The organism is Exiguobacterium sp. UBA1053 (genome assembly GCF_002316465.1).
GTDB lineage: Bacteria > Bacillota > Bacilli > Exiguobacteriales > Exiguobacteriaceae > Exiguobacterium_A > Exiguobacterium_A abrahamii.
Window position 1 is genome coordinate 268,361 of the sequence record NZ_DCDO01000018.1, and the last position, 19,516, is coordinate 287,876.

General features: G+C 49.2%; 21 protein-coding genes. 10 read left to right on the forward strand and 11 right to left on the reverse strand.

Annotation, left to right across the window (positions count from 1 at the left end; all coding sequences use genetic code 11):
* Window positions 1-95: 95 nt before the first annotated feature.
* Complete coding sequence (locus B3G15_RS15145; protein ID WP_290722177.1) at window positions 96-2,759, forward strand: ABC transporter permease; 2,664 nt, start codon at window positions 96-98, stop codon at window positions 2,757-2,759.
* 114 nt (window positions 2,760-2,873) lie between these two features.
* Here B3G15_RS15145 and B3G15_RS15150 read toward each other — a convergent pair whose 3' ends face one another.
* Entirely contained in the window at window positions 2,874-3,158 is a 285-nt protein-coding gene (locus B3G15_RS15150) for a hypothetical protein (RefSeq protein WP_290722179.1), read from the reverse strand.
* On the reverse strand, window positions 3,155-3,457 hold the full coding sequence (locus B3G15_RS15155; protein WP_064300933.1) for a DUF2089 family protein: 303 nt from the start codon (window positions 3,455-3,457) through the stop codon (window positions 3,155-3,157). The genes B3G15_RS15150 and B3G15_RS15155 overlap by 4 nt, the downstream gene beginning before the upstream one ends.
* Window positions 3,458-3,644: 187 nt before the next feature.
* Here B3G15_RS15155 and B3G15_RS15160 point away from each other — a divergent pair, with 187 nt between their 5' ends.
* Genes B3G15_RS15160 through B3G15_RS15170 form a run of 3 tightly spaced genes read left to right on the forward strand, consistent with a single transcriptional unit; the run spans window position 3,645 to window position 5,701 of the window.
* Window positions 3,645-4,058 carry a DUF4064 domain-containing protein gene (locus B3G15_RS15160; RefSeq protein WP_047395297.1) on the forward strand — a complete coding sequence of 138 codons (414 nt, stop codon included), beginning with the start codon at window positions 3,645-3,647 and terminating at the stop codon, window positions 4,056-4,058.
* A gap of 24 nt (window positions 4,059-4,082) precedes the next feature.
* On the forward strand, window positions 4,083-4,772 hold the full coding sequence (locus B3G15_RS15165) for an ABC transporter permease (protein WP_149427320.1): 690 nt from the start codon (window positions 4,083-4,085) through the stop codon (window positions 4,770-4,772).
* The gene (locus tag B3G15_RS15170; protein WP_290722183.1) at window positions 4,772-5,701 is read left to right on the forward strand and encodes an ABC transporter ATP-binding protein; all 930 of its coding nucleotides are present in this window, start codon (window positions 4,772-4,774) and stop codon (window positions 5,699-5,701) included. Before B3G15_RS15165 ends, B3G15_RS15170 begins: the two co-directional genes overlap by 1 nt.
* A gap of 104 nt (window positions 5,702-5,805) precedes the next feature.
* Here B3G15_RS15170 and B3G15_RS15175 read toward each other — a convergent pair whose 3' ends face one another.
* Genes B3G15_RS15175 through B3G15_RS15185 form a run of 3 tightly spaced genes read right to left on the reverse strand, consistent with a single transcriptional unit; the run spans window position 5,806 to window position 8,734 of the window.
* The gene (locus B3G15_RS15175) at window positions 5,806-6,765 is read right to left on the reverse strand and encodes a FecCD family ABC transporter permease (RefSeq protein WP_290722325.1); all 960 of its coding nucleotides are present in this window, start codon (window positions 6,763-6,765) and stop codon (window positions 5,806-5,808) included.
* A gap of 5 nt (window positions 6,766-6,770) precedes the next feature.
* A complete protein-coding gene (locus B3G15_RS15180; protein ID WP_290722185.1) occupies window positions 6,771-7,754 on the reverse strand; it encodes a FecCD family ABC transporter permease in 984 nt (327 codons plus the stop codon).
* Window positions 7,755-7,813: 59 nt separating this feature from the next.
* Complete coding sequence (locus tag B3G15_RS15185) at window positions 7,814-8,734, reverse strand: ABC transporter substrate-binding protein (protein ID WP_290722187.1); 921 nt, start codon at window positions 8,732-8,734, stop codon at window positions 7,814-7,816.
* 183 nt (window positions 8,735-8,917) lie between these two features.
* Between B3G15_RS15185 and B3G15_RS15190 the strand changes: the two genes are divergently transcribed.
* Window positions 8,918-9,664: an arylamine N-acetyltransferase family protein gene (locus tag B3G15_RS15190; protein WP_083254796.1), complete on the forward strand. Its 747-nt coding sequence runs from the start codon at window positions 8,918-8,920 to the stop codon at window positions 9,662-9,664.
* A 3-nt stretch (window positions 9,665-9,667) separates the two neighbouring features.
* Complete coding sequence (locus tag B3G15_RS15195; RefSeq protein WP_069940623.1) at window positions 9,668-10,138, forward strand: NUDIX hydrolase; 471 nt, start codon at window positions 9,668-9,670, stop codon at window positions 10,136-10,138.
* A 44-nt stretch (window positions 10,139-10,182) separates the two neighbouring features.
* Here B3G15_RS15195 and B3G15_RS15200 read toward each other — a convergent pair whose 3' ends face one another.
* The 4 genes from B3G15_RS15200 to B3G15_RS15215 form a co-directional block, all read right to left on the reverse strand.
* On the reverse strand, window positions 10,183-10,884 hold the full coding sequence (locus tag B3G15_RS15200) for a DUF554 domain-containing protein (protein ID WP_035397505.1): 702 nt from the start codon (window positions 10,882-10,884) through the stop codon (window positions 10,183-10,185).
* 16 nt (window positions 10,885-10,900) lie between these two features.
* Window positions 10,901-11,833, reverse strand: a complete 933-nt coding sequence (locus tag B3G15_RS15205; RefSeq protein WP_290722189.1) for a multidrug resistance efflux transporter family protein — start codon at window positions 11,831-11,833, stop codon at window positions 10,901-10,903.
* Window positions 11,833-12,498 (reverse strand): GntR family transcriptional regulator, encoded by a 666-nt coding sequence (locus tag B3G15_RS15210; protein ID WP_069940621.1) that lies wholly within the window; start codon window positions 12,496-12,498, stop codon window positions 11,833-11,835. The genes B3G15_RS15205 and B3G15_RS15210 overlap by 1 nt, the downstream gene beginning before the upstream one ends.
* 85 nt (window positions 12,499-12,583) lie before the next feature.
* Window positions 12,584-13,246 carry a CPBP family intramembrane glutamic endopeptidase gene (locus B3G15_RS15215; RefSeq protein ID WP_069940620.1) on the reverse strand — a complete coding sequence of 221 codons (663 nt, stop codon included), beginning with the start codon at window positions 13,244-13,246 and terminating at the stop codon, window positions 12,584-12,586.
* A 267-nt stretch (window positions 13,247-13,513) separates the two neighbouring features.
* On the opposite strand from B3G15_RS15215, the gene B3G15_RS15220 reads away from it, so the two are divergent.
* Together B3G15_RS15220 and B3G15_RS15225 are read left to right on the forward strand one after the other, a co-directional pair.
* Window positions 13,514-13,837, forward strand: coding sequence for a PadR family transcriptional regulator (locus B3G15_RS15220; protein ID WP_035397512.1), 324 nt, complete (start codon window positions 13,514-13,516; stop codon window positions 13,835-13,837).
* 1 nt (window position 13,838) lies between these two features.
* Window positions 13,839-14,609, forward strand: coding sequence for a hypothetical protein (locus B3G15_RS15225; protein WP_069940619.1), 771 nt, complete (start codon window positions 13,839-13,841; stop codon window positions 14,607-14,609).
* A 47-nt stretch (window positions 14,610-14,656) separates the two neighbouring features.
* Here the strand turns inward: B3G15_RS15225 and B3G15_RS15230 are convergent, their stop codons facing one another.
* Window positions 14,657-15,229, reverse strand: coding sequence for a GNAT family N-acetyltransferase (locus B3G15_RS15230; RefSeq protein WP_069940618.1), 573 nt, complete (start codon window positions 15,227-15,229; stop codon window positions 14,657-14,659).
* 15 nt (window positions 15,230-15,244) lie between these two features.
* Entirely contained in the window at window positions 15,245-16,480 is a 1,236-nt protein-coding gene (locus B3G15_RS15235; protein WP_069940617.1) for an MDR family MFS transporter, read from the reverse strand.
* A 102-nt stretch (window positions 16,481-16,582) separates the two neighbouring features.
* Here B3G15_RS15235 and B3G15_RS15240 point away from each other — a divergent pair, with 102 nt between their 5' ends.
* Together B3G15_RS15240 and B3G15_RS15245 are read left to right on the forward strand one after the other, a co-directional pair.
* Window positions 16,583-18,214 (forward strand): ABC transporter substrate-binding protein, encoded by a 1,632-nt coding sequence (locus B3G15_RS15240; protein WP_069940616.1) that lies wholly within the window; start codon window positions 16,583-16,585, stop codon window positions 18,212-18,214.
* A 139-nt stretch (window positions 18,215-18,353) separates the two neighbouring features.
* The gene (locus tag B3G15_RS15245) at window positions 18,354-19,493 is read left to right on the forward strand and encodes a globin domain-containing protein (protein WP_069940615.1); all 1,140 of its coding nucleotides are present in this window, start codon (window positions 18,354-18,356) and stop codon (window positions 19,491-19,493) included.
* Window positions 19,494-19,516 lie beyond the last annotated feature (23 nt).

A 19,516-nucleotide genomic window follows, 5' to 3' on the forward strand; every position in this document is an offset into this window, starting at 1 on the left:
CAGCAGGATGGGAACCTACAGGGGATGCCAAAAAATCAGGTGTGTCCCCCCTCCCACTTGGAAAGCAGCCTCTTTTTGAGTATGGGAGTCAAGTCATGATTGCAGGGGTTGATCCTGAGGCGGAAGCCGCACTCGTCGGTTTGGATCAAGCGACGACCAAAGGAACCTATAGTAACTATTTTTCAAAAGATGATCAGGTCACCTCGTTTGGTGAAGACGGTGTTCAAATTCCGATTCTGTTGAACAATCGTGAATATGTCGATGCGTCGCGCATCTACACGTACGAAAAAGTGGAGCTGCCGTCTAAAGAGACATCCATTAACGATCTGGTACAACAGGTCGAACAAAAAGGCGGAAAAAAATACTTACAGTCCTTACCGACAAGTGGTGCGAAACGTTATACGATCACGACACAAGATGTCCAGAAGAAGCTCGTCAATGATATTTTGAAACACACGTTACCGACCGCTGAAGAGACGAACAGCAATTCCTTTACGTGGATTGCCTTAAAACCGTCTCCGATCGACTACCGCTCAATCAAAAGTCCGTACGCATCACGTTGGCCGTTCACCTATCAAGTCCAACCGAAACAAGTCGACCAAGATTCCTTGCTCGCTAAACGCAGCATGTACCGGGAAGCGCGCATGTTCGGAAAAGATAGCGTGGATTGGCCCAAAGTCAACTTAAACTATATCGGGGTCTTCGATCCGAAGAAATTGAATATCTCGAAAGACCCGCTGACAGAACTGCCGATGGAGACGTACTTCCCGTCAAAAGCCCAGTGGGTCATGGATAAAAATGAACGTCCCGTCAATCCGGTTCGAGACGTTAAACCAACAAATGATCCATATGATTTCCTGACGAAACCACCGTCGATGCTGACGACGCTCGATGCTGCGTTTAAAATTCGTGGTGCCAAAGCGATTTCTGCCATCCGCGTCAACGTCAAAGGTGTCGAGACGATGAATGCTGCTAGCGAGAAAAAGCTCCAACAGGTGGCAGCAGAAATCGAACAGAAGACAGGTCTAATCACGGACGTGACCCTCGGCTCGTCACCGCAGCTCGCCTTGACCTATTTACCGGGTCTAAAAGACGAATCAGCGCTCGGCTGGGTTCAACAACCGTGGATCAAGCTCGGCTCTTCGATTGCGATCTTCCAGGAAGCAAAAGTCGGGATGAGCGGCATCATCGCAAGTGTCATCGCTGTCGCGCTCGTCTATGTCTTCAGCTCGAACATCATCCTGCTGTATGCACGAAAGAAAGAATTCGCGATTTTACTATCACTCGGTTGGCGTCCGCGCCAGCTGTCGAAACTATTGTTCCTCGAGGCCACGCTGCTCGGAACACTCGTCGTCTTGATTGCCTGGACGATTCTCGGTTCGTTCTGGGTCACGACGGACAACCCGATTGCGATCGGTCGAATTTTATTGATTGGTCTTGCTGGTTTACTTATTTACTGGGGTGGAACGATCGTGCCGATGACGCTCATCCGTCGGATCAAACCGTACGAAAGCATGCGCTCCGGTGAAGTCTCAAAAGGTCGCCGTTTCGTTCGTGCGCGTAGCGCCCTCGGGATGAGCATCAATCAGCTCGTCACGTACTGGCAACGGACATTGCTTTCGGTCGTTGCGATCGCCTTACCGACGAGTCTGTTCATCTTCTTCCTCTTCATCACGTTCCGACTGAAAGGCGTCTTGTACGCAACGTGGCTCGGTGAATATGTCGCGCTTGAAGTGGGGACGATGCATTACGTCGCGATGGGTGTCGCTTTACTGATTGCCATCCTGACGACGACAGAAATCATGTGGCAAAACGTCAATGAACGGAAAAGTCAGCTCGCCGTCCTTAAAGCGACGGGGTGGCAAGACGGTCAAGTTCGTTTACTCGTGCTAAGTGAAGGCATGATGACAGGACTCTGCGCTGGCGTGATTGGTCTTCTGACAGCACTTGGGATGATCGGCTTCGTTTACGGGCAATTCCCGGTCCAAGAGCTTGGTTTCCTCAGCATCATGCTCTTGATTCCGGTGATCACTGGCGTGTTAGGTGCATTGCTCCCTGCCGAACGTGCCGTCCGCATCACACCGAATGCTGCACTCGGCAGTATCGTCGAAAATACGCAAGCAACAGAACGGCGTTTCAAATGGGCACTTGGATCCATCGCCGCTTCCTTGTGTATCGGAGTGGCAAGCCTATTCTTGTTCGCCTCAACGGAATCCTCGACGACTACAACACAGAGTGCTCCTCAGCAACAGACAAGCGGACAAAAATTAAAGGATTTGACCACTGATCCAAAAACATCTGCTGACAAGAAAACAGGAAATCCAAAAGCACTAAAAAAACTGATGAAGAAAGGAGTCATCCAAACCTATCCAGGCGATCCGGAAGCCACCTCTGAACTGTTCTATGCTAAATCACTCATTCCAACACCGAAAGAACTCGCTCTAAAGGAAAAGAGCGGTTATCGGTTCGTTACGGTTCCTGTTGTCATGTACGATCCCGACAATAGAGTAAAAGGTGCTTATGCTATTTACCGACCAGGCACCTTTACATTGACGTCGCTCGACGGAAAAGAATATGAAACCGTTGATTACGTCAATCATAATAAGAAAGCATTCAGAAACAGTTATCAGTATCTCCCACCATATAAGTCAACCGTTGATTTAGTCTATCAAGTTCCTGATGACCAGAAGGTATTCGTTCTCTTTGCTGCGGATGATGCGTTTCCAAAGGATACGACAGTGAAGATTGAACTCGATTAAAATGACGTAATATGAATCTAGCCCGGATCACATAAATGAGAGTCGCCTCGGTTTCATCATCGAAACCGAGGCGACTCTCATTTTTCTCTAAAAAACGCTATGTATGGTTGTAACTCACAATGTATCGTGGACGCGCATCCGTTCTAGTTCTTTTTCTTGGTTCTTTTTAAAAGATTTCCGACCATTTGACCATTCAACTGAAAGTACAATCCAACCGAATCCCAAAATTAAAGCATAGGCAAGAAAACTACTGTATCCACCATTGAGGTATCGCCATGTCATGACGATTGTCAATAAAATTGGCATAATGATGCCGAGATATGGATTGTTTCGGCTTGATAATAGCTGCTGTAATCCTAATCCGACGGTGATAAATAAAGCAGAAATGAAAAAGTTCATTGATTGTTACCCCTCTCAAGTCGATATTTTTCGATGATTTTTTTGGCATCTTCAATCGTGATCCGGTCTTCGATAGCCATTTGTTTAATGTATGCGATGAACGGTTCATTCTCGATTTTCTCATTCACTTCGATTTTCTGAATGATTCGATCGACGCGAATCCGGACTGTGGGATAGGAGACATCATAATGTTTCGCCAGTTCTTTCAAAGAACCCGAGCTTATGATGAATTTTTTAACGAATTCCATCTCTTCCAATTCTAGAGATAAAACCCAATCTGGAACATCATCTTTTTTCATTTACCATTTCCCTCCCATGCCACCATAATAGCATCCAATTAAATAAAATTAAAGTATTTTTGATATTTATTAAACATTTAACCAATAATTAATTAAAATATATTCATTATTTCGCTTGTCATAGTGATTCGAGTCATGGTAGTTTAGGATTGTCAAATCGGAAAAATAAGGAAAAGGAGTGTTCTACTTGAAAAGAACAACGGAATACATATTTGCTGTCATCGGTATCGTCTTGTTTGGATCATTATGTTTAGGTGGGTTTCTATTGTCTGGATCGATTGCGGATCACGCTGGCATGAAGGATTTGGTCGATCAATTCATCCAGGATGAGAACATTACGGATGTCACGTCTACCCAAATCCTCACATCCTTCCAACAATTCTTCTTGTACCTTGGTGCCGTCTCTCTTTTATGTACGATAGGCGGAATCGTCTCAATCGTCCGGATTCGCAAAAACGGTTCAGCAGGAAAGATGTTGATCATTACTGCAATTCTCGGTGGGATCTTCACATTACTCGCCGGTGTCTTTGGTTCAATCGCTTATTTGATCGCCGGTATCACTAACGTCACGAAGAATAAAAAGATAGCACGGCAATACTAAACTCAAACAGAAAGGTGTGTCGATATGTTCGCGATTACACTTCGAGAATTTAAATCGCTTTTCCAAAGTATTCGAGCCATCCTGATCATCGTCGTCTTGTTCGGTGTGACGATTGGTTCTGCTAAACTCGTCAGCCAGTTCAAAGGACAACTCAGTGATCTCGGTCTAGGTGACAACGCCTATATCATCGGTTTGATGTTGCTTCTGTTCTTAGCATCTCCTTTATTCGTAACGAGTATTTCTCATAGTAGCGTCAACAAAGAGATTGAATCGAAAACGATTCGTTTTCTTGCGACGAAAACATCTCGTGAGAACATCATTTTCGGGAAGTTTTTAGGTAACGTTTCGTTCTGGGTCCTCTGTCTGACAGTTGCCCTCTTGTTGATCGTTCCGTTTTCAAAATCGTTCCCGATCGTCGATTTGATCCAAAGCATCATCTTCGTCTCTTACTTCATCGGTCTGTCGCTGTTTCTTTCGACAGTCGTCAACAGCTCTGCAATGACGATGTTCGTCGGCATCTTCATCTCGATCGCGCTTCCGGTCATTGGGATGTGGAGTCTTATTTCGAAGAATGTCATCGTTGATACGTTGTCTTACTTGACGCCCTATTATTACTATACGCAAGAAAACACTGCGTACACGTATCTTGTCTTGATCCATATCGCCGTCTTCGTCATCGCGAGCTTGATGATCTTTAAAAGGAGAGATTTATGATGCTAGCCCTTCGCGCAACCAATCTAACGAAACAGTACGGCAATAAGACCGTCGTCAACCAGTTGAATCTCGAAATCAAACAAGGGGCCATCTTCGGCTTCCTTGGTCAAAATGGCGCCGGTAAATCAACATTCATTAACATGATCACAGGTCTTGTCCGTCCGACATCCGGAACGTTCGAGTTACTCGGAGCACCGAACGATTCTTTGAAGGACGTCCGGACCCGAATCGGCGTTCTGCCGGATTACTCGACCTTTTACGAAAACTTCACAGCGCTCGATCACTTGAAGTATTTCAGCAAAGTCCTCGGTCTGAAGACGACGACGGAAGAGTTAAAACAACTCCTCCGTGATGTCCAACTCGAAGACGCCATCGATGTGAAAACGAAGAACTACTCCTTTGGGATGAAAAAAAAGCTCGGGATCGCCCAAGCCCTGATTAATCGACCGGAAATCCTGTTTTTAGATGAACCGACGTCTGGCGTTGATGCCAACTCGATTCTCGGGATTCATACGTTGATTCGCAAGATCGCAGCAGACGGAACGACGATTTTCTTAACGTCTCATAACTTGGACGAGGTCGAAAAACTGTGTACGGAGATCGCGATCATGCAGGACGGAACGATTCAGACGCAAGGCACAATGGAGGAGTTACGGGAACAACATGAGAAGAACATCACCGTTCACGTAAAACATGCGTTGCTCGACAATGATACACAACAACATCTGCAGACCAAGTTGTCGACACTTGCGAAAGACGTCAACGTCTCCTCCACTCACTCGACGTTCATCGTCCAAAGTGAACACGATATTGCTACAATCAATAGCTACCTCGTCTCGATACACGTTAACGTGTATCGACTCGAAGTAGAGGAAGCTTCTTTGGAAGAGATTTTCTTGAACTTAGGTTCAGAAATCCGCTCGGCATAAAGTGAAAAACATGTCTCGTGTTCCTTCTAATAAAAACTTCTATACAATAATCCCCCCATTCCAATTATGAAATGAGGGGGATTGTTTTGTTTTGTTTCATCCGTTTAAGCCGTCCGTTCCCTTCGTAAGAGATACAGGAAGTACGGTACACCGATGATTGCTGTGATCAATCCGGCTGGCACTTCAAGCGGCGGATGAATGCCGCGACCGAGCGCATCAGCGACGACGAGTAACCCACCGCCGAGCAATAGCGCCATCGGTAAGACGGCGAGGTGTTTATGTCCGACGAGACGCCGTGCCATATGTGGAGCAATCAGACCGATGAAGCCGATTGCACCAACTGTTGCGACGGCAACACCGGCTAGGACGACAGCGAGCGCCAAGAAGATGTGCCGTGTCCGCTGAATTGGTAAGCCGAGACCGATGCTGACTTCCTCACTAAGTGATAAGACATCGAGTTGACGATGGCGATAGAAGAGGATCGCACCGATCACGACGAGCACCGGCGCTAAGATCAACACTTCCTGCCACCCTTTTCCGAACAGACTTCCAGCAAGCCAGACGAGTGAATCGTTCGTCTGAAGTGGAAATTTGATCAATAGATATTCTGTTCCCGATGCACAGATCGCACTAACGGCGATACCAAGTAACGCAAACGAACTGCGGGAGACGTTTCCACCCCGCTCTAGCATCATCAACGCTAACATGACGAGTGCTGCTCCGATGAAGGCGGCGATCGGTGTCAACAAGAGCGGACCATCCGGCACGAGGGCGATCGTCAAAACAGCGAACAGAGACGCTCCGTTCGTCACTCCGATCACGTCCGGTGAGATCAATGGATTACGGATGACACTTTGTAAGATGACTCCAGCAAGAGCGAAACTCGCACCTGCTAAAAAGGCAAGGACCGTTCGCGGTAAGCGGTAATTTTGGACGATGAAGGCATCCTTTCCACCAAAGAACGACTGCCAGAGTTCCGTTACCGACAACTGAATCGAACCGACCGACAGTAAGGCGAAGCTCGTGACAAGAACTAAAACTGCGACAAGTAAAATCCGACGCATGTCTCTCATCGTAATCCCCCTTTCATCTGGCGGCGTGCCAAGATAAGGAAGAAAGGTGCCCCGAGCAATGACGTCACGATGCCGACTGGTGATTCATACGGATAGGCAATGAAGCGCGCCAGGACATCGGCGTACGTCAACAACAGACCACCGATGACGGCAGAGACGGGTAAGACGATTCGGTAGTCCTCACCAACAAGGCGACGCGTGATATGCGGCACCATCAGACCGATGAAGCCAATTGCTCCGGCAACGGCAACCGTCACCCCTGCGAGTAACACGACACTGATGCCGGCAAGCAGACGGATCCGTGTCACTTTTTGTCCGAGTCCGACCGCGACGTCTTGCCCGAGTTGGAAAACGGCGAGCGACTTCGCGAGACTTGCCGCAAGAATCAAACCGACAAGCGACCACGGTAAGACGATCCGGAGCTCGAGCCAGCTTGCATCACTGAGCGAACCAGACAACCAGTACAACACGTTCGTGATTCGATCATTGAACAAAATCAAGCCTTTCGTTAGCGACGTCAACAAGAGATGGATCGCCATCCCGACGAGGGCGAGTTTTAACGCCGTCATCCCGCGAATCGAAGCGAACGAAAAGACGAGCACGCCACCAAGCATGGCACCGGCAAAAGCGAAGTAAAGCAAGTTCGCCGTTCCGAGTGACGGAAAGATGAGCAGGCTTAAGACGACGAGAAACGACGCACCGGCATTGACCCCAAAGACTTGTGGTGAAGCGAGCGGATTCCGTGTCACAGCTTGCATGATCGCTCCAGCGACGGCAAGGTTTGCTCCGAGCAACAGTCCGAGTAAGAGACGCGGCAGGCGCAGATTCGTCAAGACGAGTCCCGCTTTAGAGGTCGTGCCGCTGATCCACTCCTGCACTAAGTGAACCGGATTCATCTGTGTGATACCAAAGAACAAGCTACTATAAACAGCCAAGCCACTGAGTAAGATAAGTACGAAAATCAGACGTTTCCGCTGCACCGGATCTTTCCCCTTTCATCAAGACGAAAAGCCAGATTGCTCCGGCTTTTTGTCGTTCGTTATTTCTGTTTGAGCAATTGAATTGCTTCGTCAACGATTTGTTCAGCAGCGTCCAGACCACGGTAACGTGTCCAGAGGTCACGATTGACTTCGTAGACTTCTCCGTTTTTGACCGCTGTGATCTGATTCCAGAGCGGATTATCCTTCCACTCTTTCAGTAACTTCGGATCGGCTTCCGCCATGAAGATGACGTCCGGATCCCACTTGACCATCTGCTCTAACGTGATCGTCACAGTCGGTTCCGCTGTTTTCGTAACGGCATTCTCGATACCGATCTTCTCGAGCAACTCACCGTCAAACGACGTCTCACCGTGTGCTGTCAGTGAATCGGCGCGGAAGACACCGACCATGACTTTCCGGTCATCTTTTGGATCAACCTTCTTCTTCGCTGCCTGCAAGCGCTCTTCATGCAGGGCAAGGCGATCGTCCATCTGTTTCGTTTTGCCGACCGCTTCCGCAATCGTCTTGAACGAATCGATGTTCTCTTCATACGTCGCATTGCGACTCTTCAAGATGATCGTCGGTGCGATTTCTTGCAATTGCTTGTAAATTCCTTTATGACGGTTGAAGTCGCCGATGATCAAATCCGGTTGCAAGGAACTGATCACTTCAAGATTCGGTTGTTGGCGTGTACCGACTTCCGTGAACTCGATGTCTTTTCCGAGTAATCCAGAGACATCGGTCTTGTTTTCTTGTGCAATCCCGACCGGTGTGATGCCGAGTTCGTCTAACGCATCAACGAACGAGAATTCGAGCGCGACGACCTTCTTCGGTTGTTCCGGTACTTTCGTTTTTCCTGCTTCGTGCGAAATCGTCCGCGTCTTTTCGTTCTTTTGCTCTGCTTGACCTGAACAAGCTGCAAGCATCAAACTGCTCAACACGAGGAGCGTCAACGCTGTCATCCAAGTTTTCCGTCTCATGGTGAGACCTCCTTTAATTCGTGATTCGACACTGAGAATCATTCTTAATTAATCCTGTCTCAGCATATCAAAGATTTCCATTGAACAAAAGGGAAATCCTTATTTTCAGATAATATAGACTAACATTCACATTTTCTGAAGCAATATGGGATAATCAGGTAGTGAACAAAGGAGGGACTAAAGATGGATTGGATGAAAGACTTAGAACAGCGAATTGCGTTTCCGCTCGATGCCATCACGTTTGATCAGTTACCTGACTTACTCGAAGCCTTCGCCTACCAGTTACCGTTCGAGAATACGACCGTCCTTGAGAAACGCATCCGTCCGTTTAGCGACGAGCGCTTCATCGAGACATTTCTGACAGAGCGACGCGGTGGTGTCTGTTACGACCTGAACGGACTGCTACACCGAGTCCTGCAAGAACTGAACTGTCCTGTTCGACTCGTTCAAGCGACTGTTTACGATACGAAGTCGGACGCCTGGTCAGCGACCGGACCGACCCATGTCGCGATCATTTGGAATGAAACACACCTGCTTGATACCGGCTTCGGCGTTAATTTACCGCTCGTTCCTGTTCCGTTGAGTGGGGAGACCGTTCATTCCGCGAGCGGCAGTTACCGGATCATCAATAATGACACACTTGAGATGAAGCGAACGGGACAAGCGGAGTTTGTGACTGGATACCGGTTCGACCGCGAGACATCCATTACAACAGATGACTTATCGAAAATGGAACAGATCATCCAGCAGAGCGACGCTTCGCCGTTCAATAAAGGTCGCCTCGTCGCGATGCGGACGCCAACCGGACAAAAGACGTTGACTGAGCGGACGTTACGGATTGAAGAAACGACGACGACCGAGTTACCGGTCGCAGGTCCCGCCCAATTCGAGATGCTGTACAACACACACTTTTTAGGACGGGAGTCGTAAACCATGGATCGTTATACGCTTTGTTTAATCCGCCACGCAGACCACTTTTTACTCGTCAATCGACAAAAACGTCCAGCGATGGGCATGTGGAACGGTGTCGGTGGTAAGATCGAACCGTGCGAAACACCGGAAGCCGCCGTCATCCGCGAGACATTCGAAGAGACAGGCATCACGCTCACCTCAGTGACACCAAAAGGAATCGTCCGCTTGCACGGGAAAGAGACATCTGGCATGTACCTCTACCTGGCTGATTTAGAAGATCGTCCATTTCCAACACCGGTCATGACAGTTGAAGGAATCCTCGATTGGAAAGCACTCGACTGGATTCTAGACGACGATAACATGGGCATCATCAGCAACCTCCGGCACTACTTACCGGTCGTGCTTTCGACCGAGCATCCATTACTGCATGACTTCCATTACGATGGACATACAATCACGGCATACGAGACACATGAATTGATCGAGTCATAACACAACATCCCCGCTCGTCCTTTCGGACAGGCGGGGATGTCTCGTTAGAATAGATGTAAGCCCGTCACGATGACAGCGACGATGACGATGCCCGGTAACAAGTTCGCGACGCGGATCTTCGTGATTCCGGCTAGATTGAGACCAATCGCTGCAATCATCACTCCACCGGTCGCCGTCATCTCTAAGATGAATTCTTGCAACGCGGCATCGGGAATGAACTTCGTGATGGCAACGGCACTCAGTGCGATCGCCCCTTGATAGAGGAAAACGGGAATCGCTGAGAACATGACGCCGATCCCGAGCGTTGAACTGAGGACAAGCGCCGTGAAACCATCAATCAGCCCCTTCGTATAGAGGACGTCGTGATCCTGACGCAGTCCACCATCGAGCGCACCGAGGACCCCCATCGCTCCGATGACGAAAATCAACGTCGCGGTGACGAATCCTTCCGCGATATTCGATGGACGACCGCGACTGATCTTACGTTCGAGCCATGCCCCCATCCGGTCGAGCTTCTCATCGAGACGGAACCATTCCCCGATCGCACCTCCGAGAACAAGACTACCGATGACGATCAAAAAGTTCGTGCTCTTCATCCCCATCTGGATCCCGAGCACGACGACGGCTAGACCAATCGCCTGCAAGACCGTCTCCTTCATCCGTTCCGGAATCCGGTGGAACATCAATCCGAGCAACGTCCCGACGATGATCAGGACGGTATTGACGAGTGTACCTGTTAAAACCATCTGACAGCCTACTTTCTCAATTGATTTTTCTTTTAGCGGGACGGACGACCGTCCGCTCCGCCTGATTCAAGCTATGCAACGTCATCCCGAGCATGACGAGGATGATCCCGAATGTCGCGAGTCCCGTCGGTAGTGCCGCATGGAGAAACAAAATCTCCCCGAGAACGGTGAAGACGATCTCAAACGACTGGGTCGCCTCGATCGCGGCTAACCGGACCGGTTCCGTCCGGACGAGTGACGTCGCGTAGAAGAAGAGCGATGTCGCGATGACGCCTGAGAATAAAGCGACGAAGCCGGATTGGGTGACTTGATTGACACTCGGCAATCCGACCTGTATGTAGGCAATCATGGAAAGAACGATCCAAAACGGTAGACTGGCAAGTGTCATTCCGAGAATCCGTTCAAACACATCGAGCCCGTTCCCATAGCGTTCCATCATCTTCCGGTTCCCGAGTGGATAGGCAATTGCCGCGACGAGGACCGGTAAGGCACCGAACAACAGTGACTGCAGCGATAGGCTTCCCGCGACCGATAGTTGCATGACGACGACACCGAGGACGATCAGGACGGAATACTTCAGTGCTGACCACGGAATCCGTTGCTTGAACAACGGTGCAAGGAGCGGTCCGGCTAGGATCGTCAATTGCCACGTTCCGGCAATCAACCAGCCTGGCGCATGATCGGCAGCAAGACAGATGCTACCGTAAAACAGTCCGAAACCGATTGTACCGTACAGTAACCAAAAACCGAAATCGGCTCGCAGTGCCTGTAAGACGCGACCGATTCCCCGACGCATCAAGACGATGACGACGAAGAACGGCAACATCAAGAAGAAGCGAAGCGACGCACTGTAGATCCAGTGCCCCCCTGCTCCTTGCATCGATTGATTCAAGATGAAGGTGACGGCAAAGAACATCGCCGCCAAGATCCCATAAATGATTGGTCGCATCAGCGCTCCTCCTTTAGTGTCGAGACGAGTAAACGTCCGAGCCCGTTCCAGTTATGTTCCGTCGCCTGGACGAGCTGCTCGACATCCCGTTGTTGACACGCGATCAAAATCGCCGCATGATCGGCAATCGATTGACGTCCGAGTCGATCGAACTGAGCATATTCGAGCCGGCGGATCAGCGGCGTCAATCGGCGGATTGTTTCTCGTAGTTGTGCGTTTTGACTGCGCTGTACGAAGACATCGTGAAAGGCATCGTCAAGCGTCAGTGCCGTCTCCGTCTCCTGCTGATCGATTGCCGTCGTGAACTGTTGGTGAATCGTCTGAAGCTCCGTCAAATCGTCTTCCGTCAATAGCGGTCCCGCTAGACGCGCTGCTAGTCCGTGCAGCGTCGCGATGATCGGATAGGTTTGCTGTGCCTGTTCAGCGTCAAGCTCTGTCACGATCGTCCGCGAGCCCCGTTTCGCAAAAATCAATCCTTCCTCCTCGAGTCGTTTCAAGGCTTCGCGGACCGGTGTTCGGCTGACTCCGAACATTTCCGCGAGCGCTTGATCGTTCACCTTCTCGCCTGGGGCGAGGCGTAAAGTGATGATGTGATGCTGTAAACGTCGATATACTTCCTCACTGAGAGGAAGTCGTGCAATGGCTAAATCATCTGTAGGTTTCATACAAGTAATATATTACATATTAATCATTGATACTAGCTTTATTCAAAAATAAAAACTCCCCGTCAAACAACGGAGAGTCAGCTATTCAAACGTTACGTGGATTCATCGGTCCATTCAGGTGACTGAGATCGTTCCGTTTCAACAAGATCAATTGAATGACAATCGCGAAGAGTAGATAAGCTTGTGTCAAAAGAGGAGTGATGCCTAAATTGACGTTCACGACATCCGCTGCGATGCTCGCGAAATCCCACAGCGCATGGAAAATGATTAATGGCCAGAGGTTATTCAGCTTCAGTGCGATGATCACTAAGAACACACCAAAGACGAATGTGTTCGCAAGTCGGAACAACATCGCTGCCGGCGGAATCAAGGCGATCAAATTAAGCAAGTGGAAAGATGAGAACAGAAGCGCACTGATGAGGACGGCACGATACGGATGTTCGTTCGGTTTGAGATAGCGTAAGATGATGCCCCGAAACAAGACTTCCTCATTAAAACCGACGAATAAGGTCGTCAGGAAGACGATTCCGACAAGTTGAAGTGCCGATGATGATATCGAGGACGTGAACAACGCATTGACGATCAATCCGACTTGAACGAGAACGATCAGCAGTAACGGAATGTACCAGATTAGACCCCGCGACTGCAATTTCGAAAACCCGACGGCAGCAAACGTGGCATGACGACGAATGTACCAGACGAGAAAAATCGCTGTTGCGACTTCACCGAAGATTGCGATACGTAACAACTCCGGTTCACCTTAACGAATGCCGAAACCAAACGCAGAGACAGCCATGACGATACCCATGATGATGAAGACGACGGTCGCCGAGACGATAGTATTCCGCTTATCTACGATCAATACCTACCTTTTCTAAACAAGCGACGTATCTACTTTATGATTTGTTTACCTTTTTTTCAGGGAAATGAATCTTTTTCCTCCAGCTACCTTGCAATACACAATAGCTTGGTATATCATTACCTTGTAATACCAAGTAGCGAAAGGATGATGCGGATGTCATCGACGCAAATGTTAAAGGGGATTCTCGACGGTTGTTTACTTGCACTGATCGCGGAAGAAGAGATTTATGGCTACGAACTGGCGACGAAACTCAAAGCATACGGTTTCGCTGACATCAGCGAAGGAACAATCTATCCATTATTGATCCGAATGCAGAAACTGGGCTGGATCGAAGCGACTTCACGCGTCTCTCCGTCCGGTCCAAAACGGAAGTATTATTCGATCACGACGAGCGGTGCAGAAGAACTCACCGCATTCAAGGAAAGATGGCAACATCTTTCGACAAGTGTTGAAAGTATTTTAAAGGAGGATGATTGAGATGACCCTATCAACGGAATCAACCCGATTTTTGGAAGACTTGAAGGTCTACCTGCTTGCTTCGGGAAAAAATGAACAAGCGACGAACGAAATCGTCCTTGAACTCGAAGACCATCTGATTGAAGCGGAAGCGGATGGCAAATCGGTTCGCGCGATCACGGGTGACAGTCCGGCTGACTACATCCAGTCGATTTCTAAAGAGATGGCGTTCGATCCGATAGAAGCATTTTGGATCGTCATGCAAGTCTTTCTCGGTGCATCGAGTTTTCTCTATCTCCAAAACCTGCTGAATGGAACAACGACATTCAGTATCTTGCTAGTTGGTGGCTTCCTGCTGATTAGCGCTGTTTATTTGACGACCCTGGCGTTTTTATTCCGTCAAGATGCATTACGTGATGGCGCTCGCCCTCGCATCATGCGTTATGGTATTCATGGAAGTGTTCATATTCTCCTGATCATTGGACTATTGATCGTCAACGGACTCATTGATTCGCCCAAAATCACGTTATCTCCGAGTGTCGGTTGGTTAATTGGCGCCCTTCTAATTGCCTGGATTCTAATCACGGCATGGAAGACGAAGACATGGATTTTACCGATTGCAGTGTCCGTCTTTTTCGTGCCTCAACTGCTGCTTTTGTTTGTATTTAATTTTTCAGAGATTACCGCCGTCCTCGTGAGTTATGTTTTGACCTCGATTACGATTGCAGTTATCTTTCTCCGAAAATCTAAGCAAGATCAGTCAAAAAATACAAACTCTAAAGAATCTATTTAATTCTGATACCAAAAAACGACCTCAGCGCTGAGGTCGTTTTTGATGTATTACGTATTCTTCATCCCGTTCTTTGCTTCATACCGCTCACGCGTCCAGTTGTAGACATGGCTCGTCACGATCCGTCCGTCGATTCGTTCTAAGACGAATGGTCGGTCAAGAATAGGCGTAAACCCGAGTTTCTCAACGACACGGCGTGATTGGTCATTGAAATCAAAGTGACCACACCAGACGACATCGATCGGTAGTTCCCGGAAGATGAAATCAAGTATTGCTTCAACGATTTCCGGCATCCGCCCTTCTCCCCAGTAGTTAGGCGCGAGGACATAGCCGATCTCGACTTGACGGTCATGGGTAATCGAATCGTCCGGCCGACGATTGAAGTGAAGTCCGAAGCTCCCGATGACTGCCCCCGTCTCCTTATCGGTAACGGCATACTCACCAGGTGACGCTTGGAAAATGCCGATCACTTCTCGGCTTTCGTCAAGTGACGCGTGCGGCGCCCAACCTGCTTTTGGTCCAACATTTGGATCCTTCGCGTAAGCATACAATGCGGCTGCATCCTCATCCTGCCAACGGCGTAACAGGTGCCGTGGCGTTTCGATAGTATCTGGTAAGTTCATCTGTATTCCCCCTTATTAAGATACGTTTCGCTCTCGTTCGACAGATTCCTTCACGAACAGACTCGTATAGACTAATCCAAAGCCCGTTAAGAGGATCAATCCGATGTATACACTCATCATCGATGGGATCAAGAAGGTCCCGACGAGAATCGTCGACCGAGAAAGTAAGTCCGCTCCAGCAAACGACGTTCCCGCGAACGCTGAGTACGCCCCACGTTGATCGGCTGGCATCATGTTTGCTTTTTGTGTGTTCAAGACCGGAGAGTAGAGCAACTCGCCAATCGTCGCGATGAAGATGAAGACCATCAGTGCCGTCATACTGTTGGCACTCGTCACGACGACGTAGCCGATCGTGTACAGCATGAGACCCACAGCGAGCGTCCGACGCGGCGACAAGTGCTTCGCTAGTCGCTGGACGATGAACGTCAACGTGACGACGAGTAACGTATTTTCGATGTTGATGATACTCATCATCCGAACCCCGTTGATCGACCACCCGGCAAATGATAACGGTTCAAACGAATCGGCGAGTCGGACGGCGACATAACTGCCCATCGAAAACTCAGCCGCTAAGATACACATCGAACCGAAGACGACCTTAACGAACGGACGGTCCCGCCAAGCGAGTTGATAGCTCGTGAAAATATCCGTGAGGACACCACGTAGTTTTTGACGCTGCCATGTCCGTGACGTGTCGTCAAGAAACAGATAATAGGCAATCGGTAAAACGGACGACGTGAAGCTTAAGATCCCGAACAACAGCAGTTGGTTACTGACGTAGAGCCAGCCCCCGAGCGCCGTACCGATGGCGATCGAGAGATTGATCAGCCAGTAGTCAAGCGCATAAACCGCTTGGCGATTTTCCTTCGTCGTTGCATCGATGATGATCGCCCCCATTGCTGGTCGACCAAGATTACTTGTCACCGAGAAGACAACGTAGATGACCATGAACAACAGCATCCAATCGAATGTCAATGAGATCGTCATCGTGATGAATGTCAGCGCCGTGAGCGCAGAAGTCGTGACGAGCAGACGTTTGCGGGAAAAGCGGTCGGCAAGATATCCGCCGAGTAGATTCGTGATGAAGCTGACGAAGACCATCGCGATCAAAAATGCACCGGCGATGACTTCGTTGAATGCCCGGACGAACAAGAGGGCCATGAACGGCATGATGGAGAACGAGACAGCCCGGTTGAAAAACGATGTGATGAGACGTACTTTAATTGGTTTCGGTATTTCTTTCCATTTCATATTGTCACCTTCCATTCTCTACCTTTATCATAAACAAGACAAGACACAGGAAAAATGGACGTCATTTAAAAAAGATGTCCCCTTTTAAGGAGGAGAAGGACGATGGATGCTTATCTTTTTATGTTATGGAAGACTTGCCGAAATGGACACTACTCGATTGCGACGCTTGCCGACGCCATCCATCTCAGTCCTAAACAAACGAAACGATATCTCAATAAATGGCAGGAAGACGGCTGGATTGGTTACACGAGCGGTCGCGGACGAGGCAACTTAAGTGAACTTGTCTGGTTGCGCCACGTTGAAAGGGAATATGCGAAACGGATGCTCGAGCGGATCGACCGTGACTCGATCGAATCAGTGACGGAGGAACTGACGTGGGACTGGTCGCCAGCACAAGCAGGACGCTTCATGCGGCAACTCGAACGAAAATTCGGCTATACACAGACGACGGCTGACGCGTTATTGATTCCGCGAAAACGGAATTTCCTGACGACACACCCGTTAGAAGCAGCGGATATCCATAGTGCCCATCTCGTCCAGAACGTCTTCAACCGGCTGTTTACGATCGATGGCGACGGCAACATTCAGGGTGAACTCGCCCATCACTTTGTCTGGAACAGGGCGACGCTCAGTCTCTTCTTACGGAAGGACGTCCGCTTTCATGACGGTTCGCTCCTGACGAGTAAGGAAGTGACGAAGAGCTTGCGTGCTTTGATTAAATATCCGGCTTACGCTTATTCCTACCGGCACGTAAAACAGATCGTCTCGAACGGTCCGTACCGGGTCGACCTCACACTCGATCAACGTCGAAGTTCGATTTTGCCGCAACTTGCCTCGATTCATACGAGCATCATCAAGGACGGCATTGGAACGGGACCGTTCCAACTGACGCAACATGACGACAAGAAGACCGTTCTGACAGCGTTCCCGAATTACTTTGGCATCCGTGCCCTGCTCGACCGGATCGAGTTCATCCAGATGCCGGAGCAATATGACCCGGTCTACCGGACATCGGCGTCTGACTCCAGTCCGATTGATACGATTGCCACGCAATCCGGATTTGGTCTTGTCTTGCTTCATCCACGTGCTGGTGGTCCGTTTGAATCCAAAGCCGCGCGACATTATGTCCATCGGCTCGTCGCGGAAGTCCGTAATGGCATTCATGACTTCCATGAACGGGCACAACCGAACGACTGTGGTTTTCTTGAGTCCTATAGTCAACCGTATACTGTCCCGGATGGTCCTGCAGTCTTGTTCACGCAACCGATCCGAATCAAGCTAACTGACTTTACGGACAAGGTGACACGCTGGCTCTGTCAGCGATTTGATCAGGACAGAATTCCGTATGAGTTCGTCGAGGTCGGATTTGAAGAGAGCATCACGGATTTTCATGCCTACGATACAATCGATCTCGCCATCCATGCCGAAGTGTTCGAGCGAAATGTCCAGTACGCCTTTTATCAGTTCATGACGAACACGTTCTCACCACCGATCCGACTGTTTCAGCAGATGCCAGAGATGCTGACCTGGATCGAACAATACGATGCGACACCGTTCGAAGACTGGCTCCCGATCCACCAATCGATCGAGCGTTACTTGATCGACGAATCGTATTTCATCCCGTTCTATCACGATACGCGGCTGATTCCGTATCCGATCGAACTGCGAAACATCACGATCGACTCGTTCGGTTACTTTGATTTCTCGAAGCTCTGGATTTCCAATCAATCGTGACGAATCGTTGACGAAATCTTGACCTGCTTGTGACAAAACGCACGGTATTCTTTAATCTAGTATTTTGAATGTTGTATTAAAGGTGAGGTTGCGAAATACTAAGACTGTCTTTATTACTTAGTGAAAAGGAAGTGGTCTTATGTTATCAACCTCTACCATTCAAATCGTTCAATCGACTGTTCCCGTCCTTGCGTCGCACGGTGCCGCGATCACGAAAGTCTTTTATCAGCGCTTGTTTCAGGCTCATCCGGAACTGAAACATGTCTTCAATCAATCGAATCAACGAAGCGACCGCCAATCGCAAGCACTCGCGACCGCCGTGTATGCCGCTGCTGCTCACATCGATCGACTCGAGACGTTAAAGCCGGTCTTATTACCGGTGCTCCATAAACACCGTAGTCTACAAATCAAACCGGAGATGTATCCCATCGTCGGACACGAATTACTCGGGGCGATGCAAGATGTCATAGGAGAAGCCGCAACGCCAGACATCTTGCGCGCGTGGGGAGAAGCCTATAGTGAGATTGCCAATCTGTTCATCACGCTTGAAGCCGAACTGTACGCACAGGATGAACAAGCAAAAGGTTTTTCCGGATATCAGACAGTCGAGATTTCGGATGTCGAGGAGCAAGTGGATGGGATTCGCGTCTTGACCTTCCGCAAGGACGGTCCACTCCCCGCTTATCGAGCCGGACAATACATTACGGTGCGGATTCAAGACAAAGATGGCTTATGGCACAATCGTCAATACAGTCTGACGACGGCATCGAACACGGAGACATATACGATTGGTGTCAAACGAGAAGGCATCGTCTCGGACTATTTACATGCAGCGCAAGTCGGTGACACGGTATTGATCAGTGCGCCAGCGGGTGCCTTCACTCTTGATGCATCAGGCGAACCCGTCGTGCTGATTGCCGGTGGTATCGGGATTACACCGATGCTTGCGATGGCTGACGAAGCGTTAGCTGCTGGTCGACAGGTAACGTTACATCATGCCGTCCAAGACGAACGCAATCGTCCATTTAACGAGCAACTTGCCTTGCTTGAGGAGCGCGGCGCGCGAGTCATTCGTTACGCGGAGCATCAGGCGACGGATCAAGCAGGTCGCCTGCCGAAAGACGTTATCGCAAGCATCACAGATCCGACATACGTCTGCGGTCCGGAAGCGATGATTCAATATGTGATTGAACACTTCACGGCGTCACCAGACAAACTGCATTACGAAATCTTTGGACCAACGCTTGCCTTTTCAGCAGAAACTCCAGTTGCTCAATAAAAAACATCCCGTTCACTTTGACA

Coding starts and splice junctions, on each gene's coding strand:
- B3G15_RS15145 (WP_290722177.1), top strand. CDS start 96: ATGATTGCAGGGGTTGATCCTGAGGCGGAAGCCGCACTCGTCGGTTTG.
- B3G15_RS15150 (WP_290722179.1), bottom strand. CDS start 3,158: ATGAACTTTTTCATTTCTGCTTTATTTATCACCGTCGGATTAGGATTA.
- B3G15_RS15155 (WP_064300933.1), bottom strand. CDS start 3,457: ATGAAAAAAGATGATGTTCCAGATTGGGTTTTATCTCTAGAATTGGAA.
- B3G15_RS15165 (WP_149427320.1), top strand. CDS start 4,083: ATGTTCGCGATTACACTTCGAGAATTTAAATCGCTTTTCCAAAGTATT.
- B3G15_RS15170 (WP_290722183.1), top strand. CDS start 4,772: ATGCTAGCCCTTCGCGCAACCAATCTAACGAAACAGTACGGCAATAAG.
- B3G15_RS15175 (WP_290722325.1), bottom strand. CDS start 6,765: ATGCGTCGGATTTTACTTGTCGCAGTTTTAGTTCTTGTCACGAGCTTC.
- B3G15_RS15185 (WP_290722187.1), bottom strand. CDS start 8,734: ATGAGACGGAAAACTTGGATGACAGCGTTGACGCTCCTCGTGTTGAGC.
- B3G15_RS15190 (WP_083254796.1), top strand. CDS start 8,918: ATGGATTGGATGAAAGACTTAGAACAGCGAATTGCGTTTCCGCTCGAT.
- B3G15_RS15195 (WP_069940623.1), top strand. CDS start 9,668: ATGGATCGTTATACGCTTTGTTTAATCCGCCACGCAGACCACTTTTTA.
- B3G15_RS15200 (WP_035397505.1), bottom strand. CDS start 10,884: ATGGTTTTAACAGGTACACTCGTCAATACCGTCCTGATCATCGTCGGG.
- B3G15_RS15205 (WP_290722189.1), bottom strand. CDS start 11,833: ATGCGACCAATCATTTATGGGATCTTGGCGGCGATGTTCTTTGCCGTC.
- B3G15_RS15210 (WP_069940621.1), bottom strand. CDS start 12,498: ATGAAACCTACAGATGATTTAGCCATTGCACGACTTCCTCTCAGTGAG.
- B3G15_RS15220 (WP_035397512.1), top strand. CDS start 13,514: ATGTCATCGACGCAAATGTTAAAGGGGATTCTCGACGGTTGTTTACTT.
- B3G15_RS15225 (WP_069940619.1), top strand. CDS start 13,839: ATGACCCTATCAACGGAATCAACCCGATTTTTGGAAGACTTGAAGGTC.
- B3G15_RS15230 (WP_069940618.1), bottom strand. CDS start 15,229: ATGAACTTACCAGATACTATCGAAACGCCACGGCACCTGTTACGCCGT.
- B3G15_RS15235 (WP_069940617.1), bottom strand. CDS start 16,480: ATGAAATGGAAAGAAATACCGAAACCAATTAAAGTACGTCTCATCACA.
- B3G15_RS15240 (WP_069940616.1), top strand. CDS start 16,583: ATGGATGCTTATCTTTTTATGTTATGGAAGACTTGCCGAAATGGACAC.
- B3G15_RS15245 (WP_069940615.1), top strand. CDS start 18,354: ATGTTATCAACCTCTACCATTCAAATCGTTCAATCGACTGTTCCCGTC.